The 22862-nt window shown below is 62.7% G+C and carries 21 protein-coding genes; 16 read left to right on the top strand and 5 right to left on the bottom strand.

The window, feature by feature from the left end; genetic code table 11:
* Nucleotides 1-236: 236 nt before the first annotated feature.
* Nucleotides 237-1442, top strand: a complete 1206-nt coding sequence (locus ACJASC_RS12090) for an IS256 family transposase (protein WP_415146272.1) — start codon at nt 237-239, stop codon at nt 1440-1442.
* 293 nt (nt 1443-1735) lie between these two features.
* Here the strand turns inward: ACJASC_RS12090 and ACJASC_RS12085 are convergent, their stop codons facing one another.
* Genes ACJASC_RS12085 through ACJASC_RS12075 form a run of 3 tightly spaced genes read right to left on the bottom strand, consistent with a single transcriptional unit; the run spans nt 1736 to nt 4335 of the window.
* The gene (locus tag ACJASC_RS12085) at nt 1736-2926 is read right to left on the bottom strand and encodes an MFS transporter (RefSeq protein WP_415146271.1); all 1191 of its coding nucleotides are present in this window, start codon (nt 2924-2926) and stop codon (nt 1736-1738) included.
* A gap of 42 nt (nt 2927-2968) precedes the next feature.
* Nucleotides 2969-3355 (bottom strand): carboxymuconolactone decarboxylase family protein, encoded by a 387-nt coding sequence (locus tag ACJASC_RS12080; RefSeq protein ID WP_415146270.1) that lies wholly within the window; start codon nt 3353-3355, stop codon nt 2969-2971.
* A complete protein-coding gene (locus tag ACJASC_RS12075; protein WP_415146269.1) occupies nt 3352-4335 on the bottom strand; it encodes an aldo/keto reductase in 984 nt (327 codons plus the stop codon). Before ACJASC_RS12075 ends, ACJASC_RS12080 begins: the two co-directional genes overlap by 4 nt.
* 73 nt (nt 4336-4408) lie before the next feature.
* Between ACJASC_RS12075 and ACJASC_RS12070 the strand changes: the two genes are divergently transcribed.
* The 6 genes from ACJASC_RS12070 (at nt 4409) to ACJASC_RS12045 (ending at nt 8665) form a co-directional block, all read left to right on the top strand.
* Nucleotides 4409-5350, top strand: coding sequence for a LysR family transcriptional regulator (locus ACJASC_RS12070; RefSeq protein ID WP_415146268.1), 942 nt, complete (start codon nt 4409-4411; stop codon nt 5348-5350).
* A 174-nt stretch (nt 5351-5524) separates the two neighbouring features.
* The gene (locus ACJASC_RS12065) at nt 5525-6088 is read left to right on the top strand and encodes a hypothetical protein (RefSeq protein WP_415146267.1); all 564 of its coding nucleotides are present in this window, start codon (nt 5525-5527) and stop codon (nt 6086-6088) included.
* 25 nt (nt 6089-6113) lie between these two features.
* The gene (locus ACJASC_RS12060; protein ID WP_415146266.1) at nt 6114-6866 is read left to right on the top strand and encodes an AfsA-related hotdog domain-containing protein; all 753 of its coding nucleotides are present in this window, start codon (nt 6114-6116) and stop codon (nt 6864-6866) included.
* Nucleotides 6867-6912: 46 nt separating this feature from the next.
* Nucleotides 6913-7752, top strand: coding sequence for a hypothetical protein (locus ACJASC_RS12055; protein ID WP_415146265.1), 840 nt, complete (start codon nt 6913-6915; stop codon nt 7750-7752).
* 17 nt (nt 7753-7769) lie between these two features.
* Nucleotides 7770-8006, top strand: a complete 237-nt coding sequence (locus ACJASC_RS12050; protein WP_415146264.1) for a tautomerase family protein — start codon at nt 7770-7772, stop codon at nt 8004-8006.
* On the top strand, nt 8006-8665 hold the full coding sequence (locus ACJASC_RS12045) for an HAD family hydrolase (protein WP_415146263.1): 660 nt from the start codon (nt 8006-8008) through the stop codon (nt 8663-8665). Before ACJASC_RS12050 ends, ACJASC_RS12045 begins: the two co-directional genes overlap by 1 nt.
* 399 nt (nt 8666-9064) lie before the next feature.
* On the opposite strand, the gene ACJASC_RS12040 is transcribed toward ACJASC_RS12045, so the two are convergent.
* Nucleotides 9065-10651 (bottom strand): alpha-amylase family glycosyl hydrolase, encoded by a 1587-nt coding sequence (locus tag ACJASC_RS12040; RefSeq protein ID WP_415146262.1) that lies wholly within the window; start codon nt 10649-10651, stop codon nt 9065-9067.
* A gap of 97 nt (nt 10652-10748) precedes the next feature.
* Here ACJASC_RS12040 and ACJASC_RS12035 point away from each other — a divergent pair, with 97 nt between their 5' ends.
* The 8 genes from ACJASC_RS12035 to fucP all read left to right on the top strand — a co-directional run bounded on the left by ACJASC_RS12035 (nt 10749) and on the right by fucP (nt 20426).
* Complete coding sequence (locus tag ACJASC_RS12035) at nt 10749-11771, top strand: substrate-binding domain-containing protein (protein ID WP_415146261.1); 1023 nt, start codon at nt 10749-10751, stop codon at nt 11769-11771.
* A 76-nt stretch (nt 11772-11847) separates the two neighbouring features.
* A complete protein-coding gene (locus ACJASC_RS12030; RefSeq protein WP_021695623.1) occupies nt 11848-13203 on the top strand; it encodes an ABC transporter substrate-binding protein in 1356 nt (451 codons plus the stop codon).
* Between the two features lie 119 nt (nt 13204-13322).
* Nucleotides 13323-14300, top strand: a complete 978-nt coding sequence (locus tag ACJASC_RS12025) for a carbohydrate ABC transporter permease (protein ID WP_415146260.1) — start codon at nt 13323-13325, stop codon at nt 14298-14300.
* A gap of 10 nt (nt 14301-14310) precedes the next feature.
* Nucleotides 14311-15468 (top strand): carbohydrate ABC transporter permease, encoded by a 1158-nt coding sequence (locus ACJASC_RS12020; protein ID WP_415146259.1) that lies wholly within the window; start codon nt 14311-14313, stop codon nt 15466-15468.
* 11 nt (nt 15469-15479) lie between these two features.
* A complete protein-coding gene (locus ACJASC_RS12015; RefSeq protein ID WP_415146258.1) occupies nt 15480-16574 on the top strand; it encodes an ABC transporter ATP-binding protein in 1095 nt (364 codons plus the stop codon).
* Between the two features lie 125 nt (nt 16575-16699).
* On the top strand, nt 16700-17677 hold the full coding sequence (locus ACJASC_RS12010; protein ID WP_415146257.1) for a glycoside hydrolase family protein: 978 nt from the start codon (nt 16700-16702) through the stop codon (nt 17675-17677).
* A 79-nt stretch (nt 17678-17756) separates the two neighbouring features.
* The gene (locus ACJASC_RS12005) at nt 17757-18764 is read left to right on the top strand and encodes an aldo/keto reductase (RefSeq protein WP_415146256.1); all 1008 of its coding nucleotides are present in this window, start codon (nt 17757-17759) and stop codon (nt 18762-18764) included.
* Nucleotides 18765-19163: 399 nt separating this feature from the next.
* Nucleotides 19164-20426, top strand: a complete 1263-nt coding sequence (gene fucP / locus ACJASC_RS12000) for an L-fucose:H+ symporter permease (protein ID WP_415146255.1) — start codon at nt 19164-19166, stop codon at nt 20424-20426.
* Between the two features lie 219 nt (nt 20427-20645).
* Here fucP and ACJASC_RS11995 read toward each other — a convergent pair whose 3' ends face one another.
* A complete protein-coding gene (locus ACJASC_RS11995) occupies nt 20646-21590 on the bottom strand; it encodes an AEC family transporter (protein ID WP_415146254.1) in 945 nt (314 codons plus the stop codon).
* Between the two features lie 282 nt (nt 21591-21872).
* Here ACJASC_RS11995 and ACJASC_RS11990 point away from each other — a divergent pair, with 282 nt between their 5' ends.
* On the top strand, nt 21873-22805 hold the full coding sequence (locus ACJASC_RS11990; protein WP_415146253.1) for a LysR family transcriptional regulator: 933 nt from the start codon (nt 21873-21875) through the stop codon (nt 22803-22805).
* The last annotated feature ends 57 nt before the right edge of the window (nt 22806-22862 follow it).

Raw genomic sequence — 22862 nt, 5'->3', positions numbered from 1 at the left:
ATCACCATATCGGCCCGCGGCTTCTGGAATGCCGCACAACGAGGCCTGACAGAAGACCGCACTCGATCACATGCCAAAAGGGTCAAAAACTATTTGCATCACGGGCGGCAACCACAGAAGTGTCCCGTCACGTGGTGGACTTTCACGCTGCGCTGACGGTGTAACCGGGGTGACCATCGAGGACGTCGGTTATGGTGGAGTTTGCGGACTTCAACCACGGACCGAGGGAGCCCCCGATGACCGACACGAACATGCCCCTGATCGAGCTGCTGCAAAAGCACGATGAAGGTGACTTTCTCCGCGCTGTGACCGAGGCGGTGCTCCAGACGCTGATGGAGCACGATGTCGAGGGTCTGATCGGCGCGGGCCGCTACGAGCGTGGCGACGGCCGCCAGACCTATCGCAACGGTTACCGTGATCGCGAGCTGAAGACCCGGCTCGGTGCCTTGAACCTGCGGGTGCCCAAGCTGCGGCAGGGCTCCTACTTCCCCGGCTTCCTCGAGCCACGCCGCACCTCGGAGAAGGCGCTGGTGGCGGTGATCCAAGAAGCGTGGATCGGCGGGGTCTCGACCCGGAAGGTCGATGATCTGGTGCAGGCGATGGGGTTGTCGGGGATTTCCAAGAGCACGGTGTCGAAACTCTGCAAAGACATCGATGAGCGCGTCCACGATTTCCTGGATCGCCCCCTGGCTGGTGACTGGCCCTACCTGTGGCTCGACGCCACCTATCTGAAGGTGCGTCAGGGCGGGCGTATCATCTCGGTCGCGGCCATAATCGCTATGGCCGTGAACACGGATGGACGCCGGGAGATCATCGGTCTCAGCATCGGCCCCTCGGAAGCCGAGACCTTCTGGACTGACTTCTTGCGGAGCCTGAAGAGCCGGGGCCTGGCCGGCGTAAAGTTGGTCATCTCCGACGCCCACACCGGCCTCAAGGCCGCGATCGCCCGGGTATTCGACGCGACCTGGCAACGCTGCCGCGTTCACTGGATGCGCAACGCGCTCGCCCACGTGCCGAAGGGCCAGCACACCGTAGTCGCCGCCGCGATCCGTCAGGCGTTCACCCAACCCGACCAGAAGAGTGCCATCGAAGTCTGGCGCCATGTCGCCGACCAGCTACGACCACGCTGGCCGAAGCTCGGCGCGCTCATGGACGAGAGCGAGGCCGACGTCCTTGCCTACATGGCCTTTCCGGCCCAGCACCGCACGAAGTTGCACAGCACCAACCCACTGGAGCGTCTCAACAAGGAGGTGAAGCGGCGGGCCGATGTCGTCGGCATCTTCCCAAACGAGGAGTCCATCATCCGCCTGATCGGCGCAGTGCTCTTCGAGCAGAACGACGACTGGCAGAGCCAGCATCGCTACATGCAGGTCGAAGCCTTCGCGCTCATCGATGCGGCGCAGATCGACCCGCTTCTCAGCCTATCAACACAGGCCGCCTGACCGATGATCCGCAATGACCATCCCGGAATTTACACCAGCTTGACGGACGTGACCCACTTCGTGCGACCGGGCTGCAAACATTGGGCTCAAACCACATTATGCGAGAATGGCGGTCGCAGCTCGGTGGCAGGAATGGTGCGGCTAATCAAGGCGCAAGGACGAACAGCATCCATGCCTGACCGCATATGCCGCTCTCCTGCACTCCGGCCAGACCACCGGGTCCAAACAGCCAGATTGCGCGGAGGGCCGGGTACCAGATACCCGGCCCTCCGCGCAAATCTCCAGAGGTCAACCTACTGCGTCGGAACCGATTGCGGCTCCGGTTCCTGGAGTGCCGCAAGTCCAACCAGGCAGACGGCCGTCATCAAGCTCGCGACGACGAAGAGTGCGACGAGACCCAACAGCGCGAGGACGGCTGATCCCAGAACCGCGCCGAGGCCGATAGCAGCGTTGAACAAGGCCACGTAAATAGCCGAGGCGGGCAGCGCGTCGGTTCCGGCTTCTTTGAGGATCCATGTCTGAAGACCCACAAGAACCACCGCGACCGCTCCGCCCCATGAGAACAAAAAGAGACCGGCAAGCAATGGCATGGTTGCAGAGATCGGCGATGCAAGGCCCGCGAGAGACAGGGCCGAAACGATCAGCGCACCCAGCACCAGGGTCTTTAGATATGTGTCGATAAGCGCACCGCACAGGACATTGGCGAGCAGGCCCGCCGCCCCGAATACGAAGAGTAGAACGGCGATCATGGCAGGCGCTACCTCAAGAACACCTCGCAGGTAGGGTTCGATGAAGGTGAAGGCCATGAAATGCGCTGTGATCGACAGGATCGTGACGGCGAAGATCCTCTGGAACCGGCTATTCGAGGCAATGCGCCGCAATGTACTGAGATCGACCCCTTTCTGGCCGGGCAGAGATGGTACGGTAGTCCGGATCGCAAGTGCCACAGCGAGCGAGAGGAGGGCTATGGCGAAGAAGGCTGTCTGCCATCCCGCCAGCGATCCCAAATAGCTCGCGAGTGGAACGCCCGCGACGCTCGCTGTCGAGACACCTCCGAAGATGATGGATGTGGCGAGGCCCACGTGTTTGGGCGGAACGATCTGTGCTCCCAGGGTTCCGATCATCGCCCAGAAGGCTCCGTGAGCAATCGCCCCGGCAACACGGGCGCCCATAAGAATTTCGAAGCTCGATGAGAGGCCAGAAGCTGCGGTAGAGGCTGCCAACAGCAGCATCAGGCTGATGAGAAGCGGGCGGCGGGGCAATGCGCTCAGGGTCGTGGCCGAGATGAGCGCCGCCGCCGCACCGATCCATGCATAGAGCGTGACGATGAGGCCAACGGTGGCCTCGGATTTGTCCAAGTCTGTCCCGATAGGCGTGAGAAGTCCTACAGGGGCGAGCTCAGTCGTGACGATGGCAAAGCTGCCGACACCGAGAGCGGTGACGGCGAGCCACTGCTGCCACGTCGAGGTGACGTGTTGAGTCATGTTTCGATCCTTTCGGGTTCAGGATGATCCGGAGGAGCGGCTTCAGCCGGCCTCCACTGTCTCGAAAGCCTTTTTCGCAGCAGTGATCGCGTTCATGCAGGCCGGAACGCCCGCATAGACCGAAACCTGAAGCACGATTTCGACGATCTCCTCGCGGCTCACGCCTGCGTTCATCGCGGCGCGGACGTGAAATTCGAGTTGGCCTTGCGCCGTCCCCATCGCGGCCAGCATGGCGACTGTCAGCATCTCGCGTGTTTTCAGGTCGATGCCGTCCCGTCCGACGATATCGGCGAAGGAATAGCCCAGGATCAACTCGGCGGCGTCGGGATGGAACGCATCGAGATTCTTCGTGACCTTCTCGGGCGCGCCGGCCTCCAGGCGCTCAAGGATCTCCAGCGCTTTCGGCAGTCTGTCGGGCGCGCCGGTCATGCGTCCACCCCCTTCATGCCTTCGGGCGTGTAGCGCGCTCCCGCGACGGGCAGCGCTTCGACAGCAATCTCCAGCTTCGCAACGTCATCAACTGTCAGGTTTACCTCTACCGCGCCTACATTGTCGTGTAGGTACTCGAGCCGCTTTGTTCCGGGGATTGGAACGATGTCTTGCCCCTTCGTTAAGATCCACGCGAGCGAGAGTTGCGCGGGGCTGCACCCCTTCTCAGTCGCCATGCGTGCGACTTCGTCGGCGATCCGACGGTTGGCGCCGAGCGCCTGCTCTTGGAACCGCGGAAGGTTCGCACGGAAATCCCCCTCTTCGAACTCAGCCTCCCCTTGGAATGTGCCTGTCAGGAAACCGCGCCCGAGCGGTGAATAAGGAACGAAGCCAATGCCAAGTTCTCGACAAGCGGGCAGAATTTCAGCCTCGACGTGCCGCGACCAGAGCGAGTACTCCGTCTGGACCGCCGTTACAGGGTGGACCTTGTGAGCACGGCGCAACGTCTTGGCGCTTACCTCGCATAGACCAACATGTGCGATCTTGCCTTCGGCCACGAGCTTGGAAAGGCCACCCATAGTTTCCTCGATGTCGCGCTCCTGTTCGATGCGGTGAACGTAGTAGAGGTCAATCTGATCAATCCCGAGGCGCTTCAGCGACGCTTCGCAGGCCTTGCGGGCATAGGCGGGTGAGTTGTCGACGCTGCGCTTGTACTCGCCAGGGTTCCTGACGATGCCGAACTTGGTTGCGATTTTTACTGGCGCGCTGGTCTGCTTAAGGAAATCGCCCAGCAGGCGTTCATTGTGATGAGGACCGTACATGTCAGCGGTGTCGAAGAAATCGACTCCCAGATCGGTCGCCTCGTGCAAGACCTGCATCGCCACTTCGTCGTCGCGAGGACCATAGAATTCGCTCATCCCCATGCAGCCAAGGCCGATCGCCGAGACTTGGAATTCGCGGGCGAGAGTACGTTTTTGCATGGTGTCCTCTGAAGGTTTTTCTTGTCAGGCGCATTTTGCGTATGCAGCATTATCTTGTCACTGCGGACGCGCCGTGGCTTCCCCGAAGAGTGGCGAAAGGGTTTTCAAAATCGGAAAAGGGCCGGACAAGAGATTGGTTTGGGACGATACGAGAGCGTTCCTCGCCGTGATGCGCACGGGAACTCTCAGCGCCGCATCGAACCAGTTGGGCGTGGGGCTGGCCACACTGTCGCGCCGAATCGACCGGCTGGAAGACGCCTTGGGCGTACCTTTGTTCGTGCGCCAACAATCGGGCTACCGTCTGACTGAGGACGGCGCGGAACTGGTGCCGAGCGCCGAGGCGATGGAGGTGGCCGCGCTGGCCTTGCGCAAGGGCGCGAAGGATCGGCTGGAGATCGCAGGGACAGTACGGTTGGCCACCGCCGAGAATCTTGCCACGACTCTGATCCTCCCCGAGTTGGGCCGACTGAGAGCCGCCCACCCGGCCCTGACGGTCGAGATCGTCACCGATATTGCCACGGTGAATCTACACCGCCGGGATGCCGACATCGCGTTGAGGATGGTCAAACCCGAGCGGGGGAATGTAACCCTCCAACGATTGGGAATGCTGGGTTATGGGCTTTACGGCACCGCCGAACTGGCAACCGCTCACGGGACCGCGCCCGATGCGGGGCCGTTCGATGCCGACCCGCTAATCGGATGGTGCGAGGCGCAATCCCATCTGCCCGCGGCCCAATGGATCGAACGCGTCCTGCAAGGTCGTCCGCCCGTCGTGACCACCACGTCGCTCGCCACACAACTGGCGGCTTGCAAGGCGGGCCTGGGACTGGCCGTCCTGCCCCATCTCCTTGCCCGCGACACGGAGTTGGTTTGCATCCACGGCGATCTGGGAATTGACCAATCCATCTATCTGGTCACTCAATCCGACCTAGCCTCGACACCTCGCGTGAAGGTGGTGGCCGATTTTCTGCGCGACCTCGCGCAGGCTCACAAGGATCGACTGAGCGGGCGGTAATCCGCTACAGCTTTTCCGTTTTTGGAAAACATCTTCCCTCCTTTCAGTAGAGCCCTGCGGTGATCGTTCTGCCTAGGGTAACGGTGCGCGGCATGCTGCCGTGCAGCAAAACCGAAGGAGACCACAATGCCAGCCCGCTTCATTCTGACCTCCCGATTCCCCGTAAAGCCGGGAATGGCCCAAACCCTTGCGAACGCCTTGGGCGATACGGATACCACCCGCGTCTTCGCCTCGATGGAAGGCGACGAAGTGCTGGAACTGCGCGCGATGACCGACAACGCGACGCTGGATGATCTCAACCGGACGTTCGGTCCCGAAGCCGGACGTCTGGCCGACCACCTCGTAGGCGACGTGCGTCGCGAACTTCTGAGCTTCGTCGAGGCCCCCAAATCCTGTGCAACGCCCTTGCCTGACACCCCTTACGTGCAACTGCGCCACGTAGAGGTGAAACCCGAGCAAATGGCCGCCTACCGCGCGTGGCGTAACGAGACGATCTTCGAAGTGGTGCGCGGCCACGATGCCGCCGAGATCTTCCTCGCCTATCATTCGGTGATCAGCGGTCAGCCCGGCGTGATGTTCGTCGCGGGCTTCTCCGCCGCGCCCGAAGACTACGCCGCCGCTTTCACCTCGGACGCCTATGCCGAGATCGTGCGCCAGGCGGGCGACACGTACATCACCGGCGGGACCGAGGGTCTTTACACCAAGATCTATCAAAGCCCTGCCACGCTGGCCGCGTAACCCGGGCCTATCAGGAGATACGGACATGGAACATTACATCGTCGTCGCCGACAAGTTCGCCGATTTCACTGTCAACGCGCGGACATTGACCCTGAGCCAGCTCAGGGCGCTTCTCGTCCTGCCGGGCCATCTTCTGCCCGACCGCGCCCGGCTGGTCATGGGCCAAGGCATCTCGGATGCGGAGCGGGCCGAGATCGTGGCCCTGATCGAAGCATCGGACGGTCACGCGGCACGTTGGGATATTGCCACGCTGAAGGACACACGCGCTCGCGCCACGGCGGATCTGTCTCACAAGCACCAACCCTGCAATACCCTGATCGGTCCGCCCGAAGCCGTGGGCGAAGACACGTTCCGGCTGGATCTGTGCATTGACGAGAGCTGCGAGTTGATGGGCGATCACCAGACCGGCCAGCATGTGCAAGGCATGGTTCTTGTCGAAGCTGCCCGCCAAGCCTTTCTCGCCGTTACCGAGGAATTCTTCCTCAAAGGTGCGAACCACAAATCCTATTTCGTCATCAACGGGATGAGTTCGGCCTTCCTGGGCTTCGTTTTTCCCCTGCCTGCTCATATGGATTACCGGATCGTGTCGAAGGACATCAACGAACGCCGCCAGCGGTTCGAGGTGGAAGTCGACTTGGTGCAGGGCGGCGAGGTGCGCACCCGCACGACTTTTGCCTTCACTGCCTATCCCGACGAGGTGATCGCTGCGAAGGAGGCATCCATGGCCATGCAGGCCACCGCCGCCGTCCTGGACATGTCCCACGCGACCCCCGCCTGACCCCAGTTCCCCCGGCCGCCCATGACAGCGATTGGAGAGGCGCACCATGCAGATCAGCTATGACCTCAGCCTGACGACCCAAGGCCCACTCTATCCCCCGAGCGAGGTAATGGACGAAGACGGCAACTTCATCGTAATCGGTGCGCTGAACCGGGATGCGGACGACGGGACGGTCACGACAGAATGGGGCCGCGCCATTGTAAGGGCGGACAGCCCTGTGCCCTCCTTTGGAAAACGTGCGCCATATACCATTGTCAAAGAGTTTGGCGCCGAAATGCCAGCGGCAATGGGCGAAAAGGTGCTTCACACCCTGCCTCTGCCGCTGCCCTGTACCAATTATCCGATGGTCTTCGCGCCTGCGCAGTATCCCGGCGCGAACGAGGAACAACGGCCGAGCTACGCTTTTCATGAAACGCCGATTCCGGACGCCCGTCCCGAGCATGGTCGACAACTCGGCAGCCCCGTTCGTTTGAAGGACTGGGCGAGAGCTGAAGGTCGGCTAACGGTAGCTTCAGCGCTCGGCGGTCAGGCTGCGGATTTCGACTTCGAGCTCTCGGGACTACTGCCCTGCTCGCTCTATACGATCATGACACTGAGGGAGCATGATCTGAATCCAGAGGGCCCAACCAGACCCGGGCCTTTGGGGATCCCGAACGTCCTCGTCACCGATCAAGAGGGTGACGCACGCTTCCACGCACGTTTACCAAACCCATTCCCCGAGCCTGGAACACCCGGCGCGAACCGCGTCATCAACGTCGTCGTGCTGTGGATGAGCTACCAACTCAGCCATGGCGGCGCGATCGGCCGCTACGGTTTGGGCGGGGACATCCACGCGCAACTGAAGTTGCGCGCGCCGTCCTTCCAAGACTTCCAGACCTACGCCTGACAACAGGAGAAATCACCATGCCCGTCGTTCAAATTGCCACCTTCGAGATGAAGGACCAGGAGAAAGCCGAAGAACTTTTGACCGAGATGACTGCCACCATGCATCGGGTAACCGGTATCCCGCTCGACAAGATCAGTATTTATCTGAGCGAGATTTCCCCGTCCCGCTGGGCCGATGCCGGAGTGGTGGGAAGTGCTTCAGATTTTCCTGCCAAGAGTCGCCGCAAGGCCTACGAAGAAGAGGAAACCGTGTGATGAGATATGCCTTTTTCGATGTGGACGACACGCTTGTCCGGACAAAAAGCATGTTTTCCTTTTTTCGCTACTGGTGCGAGGATTGGCTACGCGACCCCGCTCTTTTGTCGCAGTTTGAAGCGCATTTCGCGGCGGCCCATGCCGTTGGCACGCCGCGAGAAGAACTGAACCGCGACTACTACCGTTTCCTTGCCGGCGCCGATCCCCTGAAGCTCGCCGACGCGGGTGAATCTTGGGGGCGGGGTGTGATCGAAGATGAATTGTTCCATGCGCCTGCCGTCGCGCAACTGCGCGACATGGCGCGCCAGGGAATTACCCCCGTCTTCGTTTCAGGCTCCTTCGAGGAAGCGCTGGAGCCGCTCGCCCGTCATCTGGGTGTGCGCCATATTCTCGCTACCAAGATGCTGATCGGCCCCGGCGGCTTCTACAGCGGAGAAATTGACGCGCCGCAGACAATCGGAGCAGGAAAGGCCGTGGCTATAGCGACTTTCTTGTCAGAACAGGATCTGACGGCGGCGGAGTGCTGGGCCTTCGGCGACGATGTATCGGATATCCCCATGCTCGAATGCGTGGGCCATCCGGTTGCAGTCGGTTCGAATGTGGGTCTCGCCGAGGCTGCCAAGAGTCGCGGCTGGCCAACTCTCGACCTTGCGGCGTGACAATATCTGTGGACGGTAAGGACCGCGAAAGCGGTCACTGCCGCTCGAGGCGTAAGGGTGGGAGTTGCAGTTGAAGTCCGGCAAACCCTCGTTTTCCATATGCGCGTGATCCGGCGAACCGGTCGTTTGTGGGGTCTATGGGGATGACGCGACCTGATGCGGCAAGGTATTAGAGACCGCTTTGTGAAGGCCGTTCCGCAGCATTTGCGATAGGTAAAATGTCTGATCTAAGCGCGCGTACTCAAGGCCGAATGGGCGAGAAACAGCCGTTCGCCGCGCGCTGCAGGAAGGACGGCTTCTCAGGCCATGATCTGATAATCCCCTCACCATCAGTTTACCCCCAGCTTCAATGGCAGGCTCGATGACAAAGCCTTGTCATCGAGCTTGGCCTGAGCCGCGCTACGTAATGAGCCGAGCCAGAAGGAACCCGTTCGGGCCAAGGTGACAGCGGCCCTCTTTGGTCACGGCATATTGGACGTGGTCCGCCTTTAGCGCATCAGGGATGGTCACCGTGACCTCGCCGCATCCCAGGTTGAAAAGACAGAGCAAGCCGCCCGTTCGGAAACCGAGCAGAGGCTCGTCCAGATCGAGAAACTCGACTTGCATACCGCCGATGGCCGGAAGAGTTTGTCGCCATGCCAAGAGTATCCGGTAGAACGACAGCACCGAGTCCGGCGCATCTGCCTGCCGGTCCACGGCAAGATCCCGGTGTACGGGCTTGACCGGCAGCCACGTTTTCGGGGCGGTCGAGAAGCCGGCCTGCGAGGCTTCGGCCTCCCACGGCATGGGCGTGCGCGCGCCGTCGCGGCCCGGGTTTTCGGGCCAGAAGCGTAGCCCCTCGGGATCGACCAGCTCGTCAAAGGAAAGCGGCGGCACCGGCAGACCCAGCTCCTCGCCCTGATAGAGGCAGACAGACCCCGGCAGCGACAACAGCAGGGCGGCGCAGAGCTTGGCGAAGCTCTCCGGGTCGGTGGCGTGTGAGGCCCAGCGGGTGACATGGCGCGGCACGTCGTGGTTGGAGAAGGCCCATGAAGGCACGCCGTCGGGATTTAACGCGTAGTAGCGCTCGATCTGGTCGCGGAAATGCGCCGCGGTGAAGGTCGCGCCCATCATCTCGGGGTGATAGCCCATGTGCAGCCGTCCCGGCGCGGTGTAGTCGGCCAAGCGCTCGATAGGATGGTGGCTCTCACCGATCTCGCCGATCAGTACCCCACCCATGGGTTCGACTGCGGCGCGCAGCTCGGCCATTACCTCGAGCGCCTCGGGCCGGTTTTTGGAGAACTCGGGGAACTGCATGTCGTAGGTCCGCAGCGTTGGTCTCGCCATCGCACGCTCATCGAGCGGGTTGTCCCGTAGCTCGGCGTCGTGGACGTAGAAATTCGCGGTGTCGAGGCGGAAGCCGTCAACGCCGCGATTCATCCAGAAGCGCAGCGTGTCGGCGGCCCAAACCCGGACCTCCGGGTTGTGGAAGTTCAGGTCCGGTTGTTCGGTCAGAAAATTGTGGAAGTAATACTGCCGCCGCTTCGGCTCCCATTCCCACGCCGGGCCACCGAAGATCGCCTGCCAGTTGTTGGGTGGCGTGCCATCCGGCTTGCCGTCGGCCCAGACGAACCAGTCGGACTTCGGGTTGCCACGGCTTTGACGGCTCTCGGCAAAGAACGGGTGGTCGATCGCCGTGTGCGACAGCACCTGGTCGAGAATCACCCTGAGCCCGAGTCGGTGGGCCTCTGCGATCAGCGCATCGAAATCTTTGAGATTTCCGAACATCGGGTCGATGTCGCGGTGATTCGAGACGTCGTAGCCCATGTCGCGCATGGGCGACGGATAGATCGGTGACAGCCAGACCGCATCGACGCCGAGATCGGCAACATGACCGAGCCGCCGGCTGATGCCCCTGAGATCGCCTGAGCCATTGCCTGTGCTGTCCTGAAAGGACCGCGGGTAGATCTGGTACACGACCGCCTTGCGCCACCAATCATCGGCCATACCGTCTCTCCCATGCTTTCCAAATCGTTTCGAGTCGCATAGCTATGACGTAACCGCCCGCGCTTGCAATAGCCTCGCGGGCGGTGGAGGAAGATCCATGGTCACGCTCAAGGATGTCAGCCGCGAAGTCGGCGTATCGATCACCCAGGTCAGCCGCGCGCTTGCGGGCTACCCGGATGTAAAGGAAGAAACCCGTCAGCGGATCGTCGAGGCATCGGAACGGCTCGGCTATCGGCCCAACGCGCTAGCGAGGGGTCTCAAGACCGGCCGCTCGGGCATCGTCGCTATGGTGGTGCCGGGCGATTGGGCGGTCGAGGAAAGCACGGTGCTGCTCGAGATCGTCACCGGGCTGTCGACCGAGATCTCGGGGCGGGGGATGCGCTTTGTGCTGCACGTGGCGGCCCCCGGAGAGGATGTGCGCGAGGCTCATGATGAGCTGATCCGTGGGGGGGGCATCGACGGCTTCGTAGTGATTCAGCCAGCGCGTGGCGGAGCACTGATCAAGGGGCTGGCTAAGTCCGGTATCCCCTTTGTTGTCCACGGAAATCCCGGTTCGGGAGCGCACCCGCATGTCGATATCGACAACGCGGCGGTGGGCGCGGATCTGCTGTCGCGCCTGCTGGATCTGGGGCATCGCCGTGTCCTGTTCCTCAATGGTCCGAAAGGTGCGCTGTTCGCGGAGGCTCGGGACGAGGGGGTCGCATGGGCACTGGCCGGGGCAGGGCTTGGCGCGGATACGGTTCGGACGGAGCACGGGCCGATGACCGAAACGCAGGGCCGCGAGGCAACGCGTTCGGCCCTGCGCCGCCCAGATCGGCCGACCGCGATCATGGCGGGCAACGTAATGCTAGCGCGGGGTGTCTACGATGCCGCTGCCGCGATGGGGCTGCGCATCCCCCAAGATCTGTCGGTTCTTGCGCATGACGACGGGCTCAGAGGCTATGAGCCGGAGGGATTCGTGCCGGTTCTCGGCGGCACCCGGTCTCCGCTGGCTGCGGCTTGGGTGGCGCTGGCCGATGCGCTGAAGGCCCGGATCGAGCATGGTGAGGCCTCGATCGAAAATCGCATTCTTCCGCACGAATTCAATGCTGGCGGGTCCACCTCAGAGATTCAGGGTTGACGGAGCGCCATCCGAAACGTTTAAGTCCAAATCGTTTCGGGTCGCATGGCTCGACGTCTCTGGGAGGGAAATTCGCATGATCCGCCGTTTCGCGGGCGCAAGCCTGCTCGCACTCGTTTCCGCCGCGCCGCTTTCGGCGCAAGAGTTGCTCCACCCGGTCGGGGAGGGTGCCTTCAACTGGGACAGCTATCAGTCCTTCGCCGACAGCCATGACTATTCGGGCCAGTCGCTGAAGATCGCCGGCGCCAACACCGGCAACGATGCCGAGCGCTATCGCAATCTTTACGCCTATTTCGCCGAAGCCACCGGGGCCAGCGTCGAATATTCGGGCTCCGAGAGCTTCGAGCAGGACATTGTCATTGCGGCACAAGCCGGCGGCCTGCCCGACATCGCCAACTTCCCGCAGCCCGGCCTTGCCAAGGACCTTGCCAAGCAGGGCGTGCTCCAGCCGCTCGACCAGGAGGTCGCCGATTGGGTCACTGAGAACTATGCCGCCGGGTCCTCCTGGGCCGATCTGGCGACCTTCGATGGCGCTGAGGGCGATAAGAACATCTACGGCCTGTTCTTCGGCACCGACGTCAAAAGTCTCGTATGGTATTCGCCCGAACAGTTCGAGGAATCGGGTTATGAGATCCCCGAAACCCAGGAAGAGCTGAAGGCGCTCAGCGACCAGATCGTCGAGGATGGCGGCACGCCGTGGTGCATCGGGCTTGGCTCTGGCGCGGCCACCGGCTGGCCCGCGACCGATTGGGTCGAGGACATGATGCTTCGCACCGTGCCGGTCGACGTCTACGACCAGTGGGTCAACCACGAGATACCGTTCAACGACGAGCGCATTGTCGCGGCGATCGAGGAATACGGCCACTACGCGCGGACCCCCGATTACACGCCGGCTGGACCCGAGGCTGTCGCCACCACAGATTTCCGCGACGCGCCCGACGGTCTCTTCGAGTTCCCGCCCGAGTGCTACATGCACAAGCAAGCCAGCTTCATCCCGATCTTCTTTCCCGAGGACGTGGTCGTGGGCGAGGATGCGGAGTTCTTCTATTTTCCGCCCTTCGAGGCCAATGCCGATCTCGGCCGGCCGGTGCTGGGCTCGGGTGGCCTGACCACCATGACAAAGGACTCGGAGGTCGCGCGCGGCTTCATCGAGTTCCTCGAGACGCCCTTTGCGCATGAGATCATGATGAGCCAGGGCCAGTTCCTGACCCCGCATGCCGGCGCCAACCTCGACATCTACACCACCGACACGCAGCGCGCGCTTGGCGAGATCCTGACCTCGGCCACCAGCTTCCGCTTCGACGGCTCGGATCTGATGCCCGGCGAGATCGGCACCAACGCTTTCTGGACCGGCATGGTGGATTACACCACCGGCGCCGAAGCCCAGAGCGTCGCCGACAAGATCGAAGAGCGCTGGAACGCGATCCAGTGATCGCGCACCGGGGTCGCGTCCGGCCCCGGTGACCGCCGCCGTCGCGGGGCCCTCCCGCCCCGCGGCGGCGGTCCCTCGCGGCAAGGTCCGCCGCATCCATGTGACGGAAAGGCTCGCCCATGAACCCGGCGCTTCAGGGCCTCATGACCATTGTGGTCGGGGTCGGCGGTTGCTTCGCCTATTTCTATCTCTCGAACCAGTTTCTTGACCGGGTGCTCTTCCCGGCCAAGGGGCCGCACGCCTCGCGCAACATCAACCGCGCCAGCCGCATCCGACCCTGGCTGTTCCTGTTTCCGACGGCCTTCGCGCTCGGGCTCTATCTGCTCTATCCGGTGGTAGGGTCGTTCATCCGCTCGCTCTACAACCGTTCGGGCGACGAGTTCATCGGGCTTGGCAACTACACCTCGTTGATCGGATCGGGCGAGTTCCGCACGGCTTTCATGAACAATGTGCTCTGGGCGCTGGTGGTGCCTGCCGCCTCGACCATCCTCGGGCTGATCATCGCCCAGCTCACTGACAAGATCGCATGGGGCAACATCGCCAAGTCGATCATCTTCATGCCGATGGCGATCAGCTTCGTCGGCGCCTCGCTGATCTGGAAGTTCGTCTACGCCATCGACGAGGACATCGGCCTGATCAACGCGCTGCGCGACTGGGCGGGACTTGCGCCGATCGACGTGCTGCAGCTGCCGTTCTGGAACAACATCTTCCTGATGGTGATCCTGATCTGGGTGCAAACCGGTTTCGCCATGGTGATCCTCTCGGCCGCGCTGCGCGGCATTCCCGAGGAGACGATCGAGGCCGCGATCCTCGACGGGGCCAACCCGTTCCAGATCTTCATGAAGATCCAGGTGCCGCAGATCACCGGCACGATCACCGTGGTCTGGACCACGATCACCATTCTCACCCTGAAGGTCTTCGACATCGTCTACGCGATGACGGGGGGCAACTTCGACACGCAGATCCTGCCCAGCTACATGATGCAGTTCATGTTCCGCGACGACGGGCGGGCCACCGCGGTCGCCATCCTGATCATGCTCATCGTCACGCCGGTCATGATCTCCAACATCGCGCAGGCGCGCAAAGAACTGCGCTGAGGGAGGGATCATGAGCACGCATATCGCAGGCAGGAAATCGGGCCTCGTCTGGGCCACGCACATCACCGTCGCGGCTCTCGTCATCATCTGGCTTGTGCCAACCATCGGGCTTCTGGTCTCGTCATTCCGCGACCGCGACCAGATCTCCGAAAGCGGCTGGTGGAAGTCGTTTTCCTCGGTCGAACAGGCCTATCGCGGCCGGGTCGACACGGTGGCCGTCACCCGGGACGGCGATCTCTGGGTTGTCGAGGCCAGCATCTTCACCGACGAAGAGGTCTCGGGCAGCTTCCCGGACGGAAGCGGCCGCGTCACTGCCTTCGGCGACAGCGGCCGGGCGCCAGGCGAATACGAGGCCGGCACCACCGCCGAGATCGGCAAGGGCGAAACCCTCACCATGCAGAGCGACGGCAGTTACCGCTACACCTCGGCCACCGAGCCCAAGGGACGCGGCGCGCGCGTCTATTTCATTGCCGCGACGCCGCCCGAGTTCACCTTCGCCAATTACGAGACGGTGCTGACCTCGGACAACATGGACCGCGCCTTCATCAACACGCTGACGGTGACGATCCCCGCGACGATCATCCCGATCCTGATGGCGGCCTTCGCGGCCTACGCGCTGGCCTGGATGGACTTTCGCGGTCGTGGTTTCATGATCGCGATGATCGTGGGACTTCTGGTGGTACCGTTGCAACTTGCGCTGGTGCCGATGCTGCAACTGCATAACGCGGTCGGCATCGGCCAGAGCTTTCTCGGCATTTGGCTCGCGCATGCAGCCTTCGGGCAACCGCTCGCGGTCTATCTCTTGCGCAACTACATGATCGGCCTGCCACGCGATATCATCGAGAGTGCCAAGGTCGACGGGGCCACGGATTTTCAGATCTTCATAAAGATCATCCTGCCGCTTTCTTTCCCGGCACTCGCGGCCTTCGCGATCTTCCAGTTTCTCTGGACCTGGAACGACCTGCTGATCGCCAAGGTCTTCCTGCCGTCATCGGACGAGGCCAAGGTGATGACCGTGAAGATCGCCGACGATCTCTTGGGCTCGCGCGGCGGGGACTGGGGCATCCTCGCGACGGCAGCCTTCGTTTCGATCGCGGTGCCGCTCGCGGTGTTCTTCTCCCTGCAACGCTATCTCGTGCGCGGCCTGTTGGCCGGCTCCGTGAAATAAGGAGACCAGACATGGCCGAACTCAAACTCAGGGACGTGGCCAAGACCTACGGCGGGTCGGTCGAGGTCCTGAAGAACATTGATCTCGAGATCGGCAAGGGCGAGCTGGTGGTCTTCGTCGGGCCCTCGGGCTGCGGCAAGTCCACGCTTCTGCGGATGATCGCCGGGCTCGAGGAAATCTCCAGCGGCACGCTCGAGATCGATGGTCAGGTCGTCAACGACGTGCCGCCTGCGCAGCGCGGCATCGCCATGGTGTTCCAGTCCTATGCGCTCTACCCGCACATGACGGTGCGCGACAATATGGCCTTCGCCCTGAAGCTCGCGAAGAAGTCGAAGGAGGAAATCGAGGCTGCGATCTCCAACGCCGCCCGCATCCTGCAGCTCGAACCTTATCTCGACCGCCTGCCTAAGGCGCTCTCGGGTGGTCAGCGGCAGCGGGTGGCGATCGGCCGCTCGATCGTGCGCGACCCTAAGGTCTATCTCTTCGACGAGCCGCTCTCGAACCTCGACGCGGCGCTGCGCGTCGCCACCCGGATCGAGATCGCCCAGCTCAAGGAGTCGATGCCAGACAGCACCATGATCTACGTCACGCATGATCAGGTCGAAGCGATGACACTCGCGACCCGGATCGTGGTGCTGGCCAACAAGGGCATCGCCCAGGTCGGCACCCCGCTCGAGCTTTACGAGCGGCCCGAGAACGAGTTCGTGGCGCAGTTCATCGGCAGCCCGGCGATGAACCTGCTGCCGGGCCGAATCACCGGCACCGGAGCGCAGACCACCGTGAAACTTGACGGCGGTGGCGTCGCGGTGTCGAACGCACCCTCTACCGAGGCGGATATGGGCGCCTCGGTAAATGTCGGCGTGCGCCCCGAGGACATGACCGAAGTGGAGGCGGGCGGCGACTACCTGTTCGAGGGAAAGGTCGACTTCACCGAGTCGCTGGGCGAGGTTACCATCCTCTATTTCCAAAAGGCAGGCGGCGCCGATCCGGTGATCGCCAAGCTGCCCGGTATTCACGGCGATCTGCGCGGGCGCCATGTCCACATGACCGTTGCACCCGAAAAGGTGCAGATCTTTCGCGATGGCCGCTCGCTCTACTACCGCTAATGCAATGAAGCCAGCCTGATCTCCGTCGAACCCAAGCTGGTTCTGAACTCAAGCTCGCGCGTCTTTGTATCAACGCGCGACCACGGTCCTGACGGGCCAGTCTACGACTTCAACAAGGACACGACATGCCGCTTTCGCTCGATGACAAATGGATCTGGGACAGCTGGTATGCCCATGACGGGGAGCGCTGGCACGGTTATTTCCTTCAGGCCGACAAGTCGCTCGGCGATCCGGACCTGCGGCATTTCAACGTCTCCCAAGGCCATGCCGTTTCGGACGACCTCATCAACTGGGAGCACAAGGGCACCTGCCTGAAGCCCGCGCCGACGCCGGCCTGGGACGACACCACCACATGGACTGGCTCGGTGGTCCAGGGGGCGGATGGGGTCTGGCACCTGTTCTACACCGGCGGCGGCTCGGCCGAGAAGGGTCTCTACCAGCGTATCGGCCACGCCACCTCGACCGATATGCATTCGTGGGAGCGCGTCGGCTCCGGGCTGTGCCTCGATCTGGAGGGGCCGAACGCAATCCACTACGAGGCCGAGATGCAGGTGGGCTTCTGGCCCGACCGGGCGATGCGCGACCCCTACGTGATGAAGGACTCCGACGGCGATGGCTGGCTGATGTATTTCACGGCCCGCGCACCGGGCATAGCCGAGGCCAATGCCGGCGGCGCGATCGGCTTTGCGACTTCGCCTGACCTGCACGAATGGACGCTGCAACCGCCGGTCTTCGTGGGCGATTATGGCCAGCTTGAAGTGCCGCAAGTCTTCGAGGTCGACGGGCGCTGGTACTGCCTGTTCTGTACTGCCGACATCCACTGGTCTGAAGAGCGCAAGACGAAGGCGGGTGTACCGCCGGTCACCGGCAACCACTACCTCATCGCAGAGAGCCCGCGTGGGCCATGGACTGTGGCACCGGGCTTTCTCGACGGCGACCTGCCGTGCCGCCGCTACGCGGCGCGCGTGCTGGAAACGGAAAACGGCTGGGTCATCATGGGCTTCGCCGATGGTGGCAAGGATGCTTTCGGCGGCTATGTGATGGACCCGGTGCCGCTGAAGGTCGCTGGCGACGGGCGCCTTTTCATCGAGCATGCTGGCTGAAACAGGCTCAGGCTGCCACGGCCGCGTGCGATGTATGCCGCGCGGCGATCACCTTAATAACATGACGAGGAGTAACTCGATGCAGTACCGCAGATTGGGCCGTTCCGGGCTGATGGTGTCCGAACTGGCGCTTGGGACCATGCTGTTCGGCGAGACCGGCGGTCGGGGCACCGACGAGGCGACGGCCCGTGCCATGGTCGATGCTTTTATCGAGGCAGGCGGCAACCATATCGACGTCGCCAATGTCTATGCGGGCGGCCGCTCCGAGGAGATCGTGGGTCGGGCCGCGAAGGGCCGGCGCGAGGAGCTGGTCATCGCCTCCAAGCTGCGCTGGCCAATGGGCGAGGGGATCAACGAGGTCGGCCTGTCGCGGCATCACGTCATGGCCTCGGTCGAGGCCAGCCTGCGCCGGCTAGACACCGACCGGATCGACATCCTCTACATGCATGGCTGGGACCCGCTGACCCCCCTCGAGGAGACGCTGCGCGCCTTCGACGATCTCGTGAGCGGTGGCAAGATCCGCTACATAGGCGTGTCGAACTTCAAGGCGTGGCAGGTAATGAAGGCACAGGGCATCGCCGAACGTCGCGGATTCCTGCCGCTGGTGGCGGCCCAGTACCAGTACAGCCTCGTGCTGCGCGACATAGAGCATGAGTTCCCGGACCTTCTGGAAAGCGAAGGCCTCGGGCTGGTGCCGTGGGGCCCGCTCGGAGGCGGTTTCCTGAGCGGCAAGTACACGTCGGCCGACCGAACTCCTCGCAGCGAGGGCCGTGTGGCCGAGGCCGATGCCGGTTACGAGGAAAGCTGGGAGCGCCGTGCCACCGAGCGCAACTGGGCCATCGTCGCCGAAGTGGAACGGATCGCCGCAGCGCAAGGCGCCAGCGTGCCGCAGGTCGCCCTCGCATGGCTGCTGAAGCGCCCGTCGGTCGCATCCGTGATCCTCGGAGCCCGCACGATGGAGCAGTTCGAGGACAACCTGCGCGCGGTGGCGTTGACGCTGAGCGACGGCGAGATGCAGGCCCTGAACGAGGTGTCGGCACCCGAGACGCTCTACCCTTATAGGATCGGATCTTCGGGGAAACGCTGAAGCGCTTGGCGGGGGGCGATAGCTCCGCCGCTTTCGCAGGACATCGTTCTGCGTCGCTCGCGGGCGGCGCTGTCAGGCCGCGTGCGGCCCGGCACCGGTTCCGTTGGCCGGACATGCCTTTTGTCATGAATCGGTGCGATCCGTTCCGCCGCCGAGGCTTGCCTGCGACCGTCGACACAGGCCGCCGGAGGCAGCGCAGGCAGAATGTCATCCCTAATTTGTCACTCCGCGAGAAATATTCTGCCTGAAGTGCGGGAGGCCTCTCTGCGCGCACTGGCATAGGACGGCTGATGCTTCCAAAAGGCGCCGCGCACCCAGCCCCGCATCGGCGGTCATGGGGGCTTGGAGGCTCGAAAGGGAGAACGCATGAACCAGCCGACACGATTTCTGCATGAGGGCATGAAACTGCCATTCTTGCTCATCGTTACCTGCTTTGCCGCCTGGGGCATCGCGGCCAACATGACCGACCCGCTGGTACAGGTCTTCTCCAAGATCTTCTCGATGAGCGCACTGCAGTCCTCCTTTGTGCAGTTCGCTTATTACGGTGCCTATTTCTGCTTGGCACTGCCCGCAGCCTTCATCAATCGCCGCTACTCCTACAAGACCGGGATCCTGGTGGGGCTGGGCTGTGCCATCGCGGGCGCCTTCCTGTTCTACCCGGCCAGCATTGCCATGACCTATGGCTTCTTCCTGGCGGCGCTGTTCCTTCTGGCGGGCGGGCTGTCGATCCTGGAGACGTCGGCGAACCCCTTCGTCATCGCCATGGGACCCGAAGGTAACGCTACGCGCCGGCTCAATCTCGCCCAGGCATTCAACCCGGTCGGTACCAATATTGGGGTGTTCCTTTCGGCGGCGCTGATCCTGCCCAACCTGAACACCGCCGGTGCCGAGGAGCGCGCCATGATGGGGGCGCAAGCACTGCGCGCTCTGCGCGCGCAGGAGCTGCAGGCGGTGATGATTCCCTATGTCGGATTTGCCGTCGTGCTGGTGGCGATCTGGATTGCGATCGCGCTGAGCCGCATGCCCACATCGAGCGAGCACGAACTCGAAGCAGGTCACGAAGTGCATTTCGGCGCGACGCTGAAAAGGCTTCTGCGGAACCGCCATTACAGCTTCGGCGTGGTGGCGCAGTTCTTCAACGTGGCGGCGCAGACCTGCGTCTGGACCTTCACGCTGCAATACGCGGTCGACGCGATCGGCACCGACGAGGCCGGGGCTGGATGGTACCTGCAGGCGAGCCTTCTGGTGTTTCTCATCTCGCGCTTTGCGATGGTCTGGGTGATGGGCTTCATTCGTCCGGCACTGCTTCTGGCGGGGCTGGCACTGGCCGGGGCAGGGCTCGCGCTTTATGCCGCGCTGGTGCCGGGACTTTCTGGACTCTGGGCCGTGGTGATGATCTCGGCCTGCCTGTCGCTGATGTTCCCGACCATCTACGGCATCGCGCTTGAGGGGCTGGGCGAGGATACCAAGTTTGGCTCGGCTGGCCTTGTGATGGCGATCCTCGGCGGCGCGCTGCTGCCACTGGTGCAAGGCGCAGTGATCGACGCCGCAGGTGCGGCCTTCTCCTACGTGGTGCCGGCGGCGGCATTTCTGGTCGTCATGGGCTACGGGCTGTTCGACCTTGCTGCAGCGCCGCGCAGAGCGGCGCACCAAGCGCCCTGACCGGGTTCGCGACCGTCGGTGGTCTTCAGGGGCGGCTCCGTCAGCGTGGAGCCGCCCCTTTGCTATAGGCTGGCAGCACGCTCCCAGGATTGATCACACAATGTATTTCTCTGCCGAACGTGCTGCGTAGGCGAGGAAGTGTAGATGCCGATCAGCAGGCTTGAACCGAGATTGGCGACCTCGACCATAGCCCAGCAGGCGACTGATGTGCGACGCCCTTCAGGGCAGCACCAAATGCAAGGCCGCGCTAATGGTCACGAAGGACAGGGCGGTCATGGCGAACATCGCCAATGCAGCGTTCCGCTCCTGTCCGAAGCGCTGTGCGAGAATGGGATAAATCCCCATGGCAGGCATGGCCGCCAAGATGATGGCGGCAGCTTGCAGCCGTGCGTTGCCCACCCCCAGCCCGGCGGCAGACATCGCGACGAGCCCGGCGCCGACGGCGACGGGGTGCAACAGCAGTTTTCCCATGACGACAGGGAGCACGGAGGCGTTCAACGCGTTCAGCGGTAGGGTGGCGAGGGTGCCGCCGATCACTGCCAGCGACAGGGCCGCGCTGGCGTTCGCCAAGATCTCGACAGGGCGATCGACGAGGACCGGCGGGGTCAGGTCGAGGCTCGACACCCCGAGGCCAAGTACCAGCGCGAGGACAATCGGATTGCGCAGCAGCCGTCCACCGATGAGCAGCGCCAGCCGGCGGCCCGAGACAGTGGCCGCGCGCGACCGCTCGGCCATGATCAACACGAGCGGAATCATGACCAGGTTTTCGATGATCATGTTCATGGCGAGCGCCGTCGAGGCCACGGATGGTAGGGCCATGAGCAGGACCGGATAGCCGATGAAGCCGCTGTTGGCACAGGACATGCCCATCGCTTGGAAAGTGCTCGCCTGCGCAGACTGACCACTGCGCCGCACCCACCAATACCCGGCAACGAAGACGAACAACGACCCGCCGAGCACGGCGGCAAGATAGCCCGGATTGGCGATCTCAGAGAGAGGGCGAGACGAGACAGCTTGAAAGATCAGCGCGGGCAGCGCGAAGCCCAGCACGAACTTTCCCAGCGCCCCCATGTCGGCCGGGGCGAGAGCGCCTATCCGCACCGAGAGGTATCCGAGGCCGATCAACACGAAGATCACGCCAGTTATTGGGAGAATGTCGAGCATGGACCTCTCTTGCACCATCCGGTTCCGCGGGACGGGCGTGACCCGTCGGCTGGGGTGCCGACTCGCGACTGACCTCGGCGGGACCTTTTATGCAGGAGAGCCATAGGGCAAGGGCTCGCGTATCACTGTCGTGTTCAAGGATGGATTTAGTCCGACCCAACACAGCCTCTCACTTAGTGTGCTATCGACAATGATTTGGTCTTACTCCGCTTGTTTAGATTTTGACGTGTGGAAGCGTCTGGAATTCGGCTATGCCGATGCGGGGGACCGAAAGGACTTGCGATGCGAGATCTGACGCTGCGCCAGGTGGAGGTGGTGCGCGCGGTAATGTTGACCGGGACAATCAATGGCGCTGCGACCCTGCTTGGCGTATCGGCACCGGGCATCAGCCGATTAGTGAAACATACCGAGGAGTCGCTGGGCCTACGGCTTTTTGAGCGCAAAGGCGGCTTGTTCGTCCCATCGGTCGAAGCCAGCGCGATTTTTGACCAGATCGGGCGTGTCTATAAGAACGTCGAAAATCTAAGCCTTGCCATAGCCTCGTTGCAGCGGGGCGAGGACGCGCGGCTGTCCTTCGCCTCGGCGCCTTCCATTGCGCAGTTCGTTGCCGCGCGCGCCATCCGACGAATACGCAAACGATGGCCCGATCTCTACATCGATCTCAACATCCTCAAGATCGAGGAAACGCTCGACTATCTGCTCCTCGAACGCGGTGAGTTCGTAATGATGAGCTACCCCGTCGAGAACCCTGCGATTGAGAACGAAGCGATTGCCACTGGCCAACTCGTCGCAGTGGTGCCTGACGATCACCCACTGGCGCAGAGGTCCAGCGTTTCTGTGCATGATCTCGTACGCGAGGAAGTGATCGGCATCGATCCCGACGACCCCTACGGCGCGATCCTGATGCAACCCTTTACCAATGCGGGTCTGACACTGACCCATGCCATGCGCGGCCGCTTCGCCCAGACCGTCATCAGCCTCGTGCGCCATGGGCTGGGGGTGGCTCTGATCGACGAGTTCTCGGTGGCCGAGGTCTACATGCCCGGGCTAACCCGGCTGCCGCTCGATGAGCCGAGCGCGATCACCGCCTATGCCTGCTGGAAGAAAGGCCGGGTTCTTTCGGGTTTTGCCGAGCGCGCGATCGATGATCTGCGGCACGAACTCAATCGCGCCGTGACCCTGCGAGAGTGGCAGCGTCGGCCCGAAGCCAATTAACATCAGGTTAATGATGGAGCATCATAGGCATTTGACGTTACGGCCTGATGCGCGCAG

The sequence above is a fragment of the Limimaricola cinnabarinus genome, assembly GCF_047631075.1.
In the GTDB taxonomy this organism is placed as follows: domain Bacteria; phylum Pseudomonadota; class Alphaproteobacteria; order Rhodobacterales; family Rhodobacteraceae; genus Limimaricola; species Limimaricola cinnabarinus.
The sequence above is the reverse complement of the archived record's forward strand: the minus strand, read 5'-3'. Positions and strand labels throughout refer to the sequence as shown.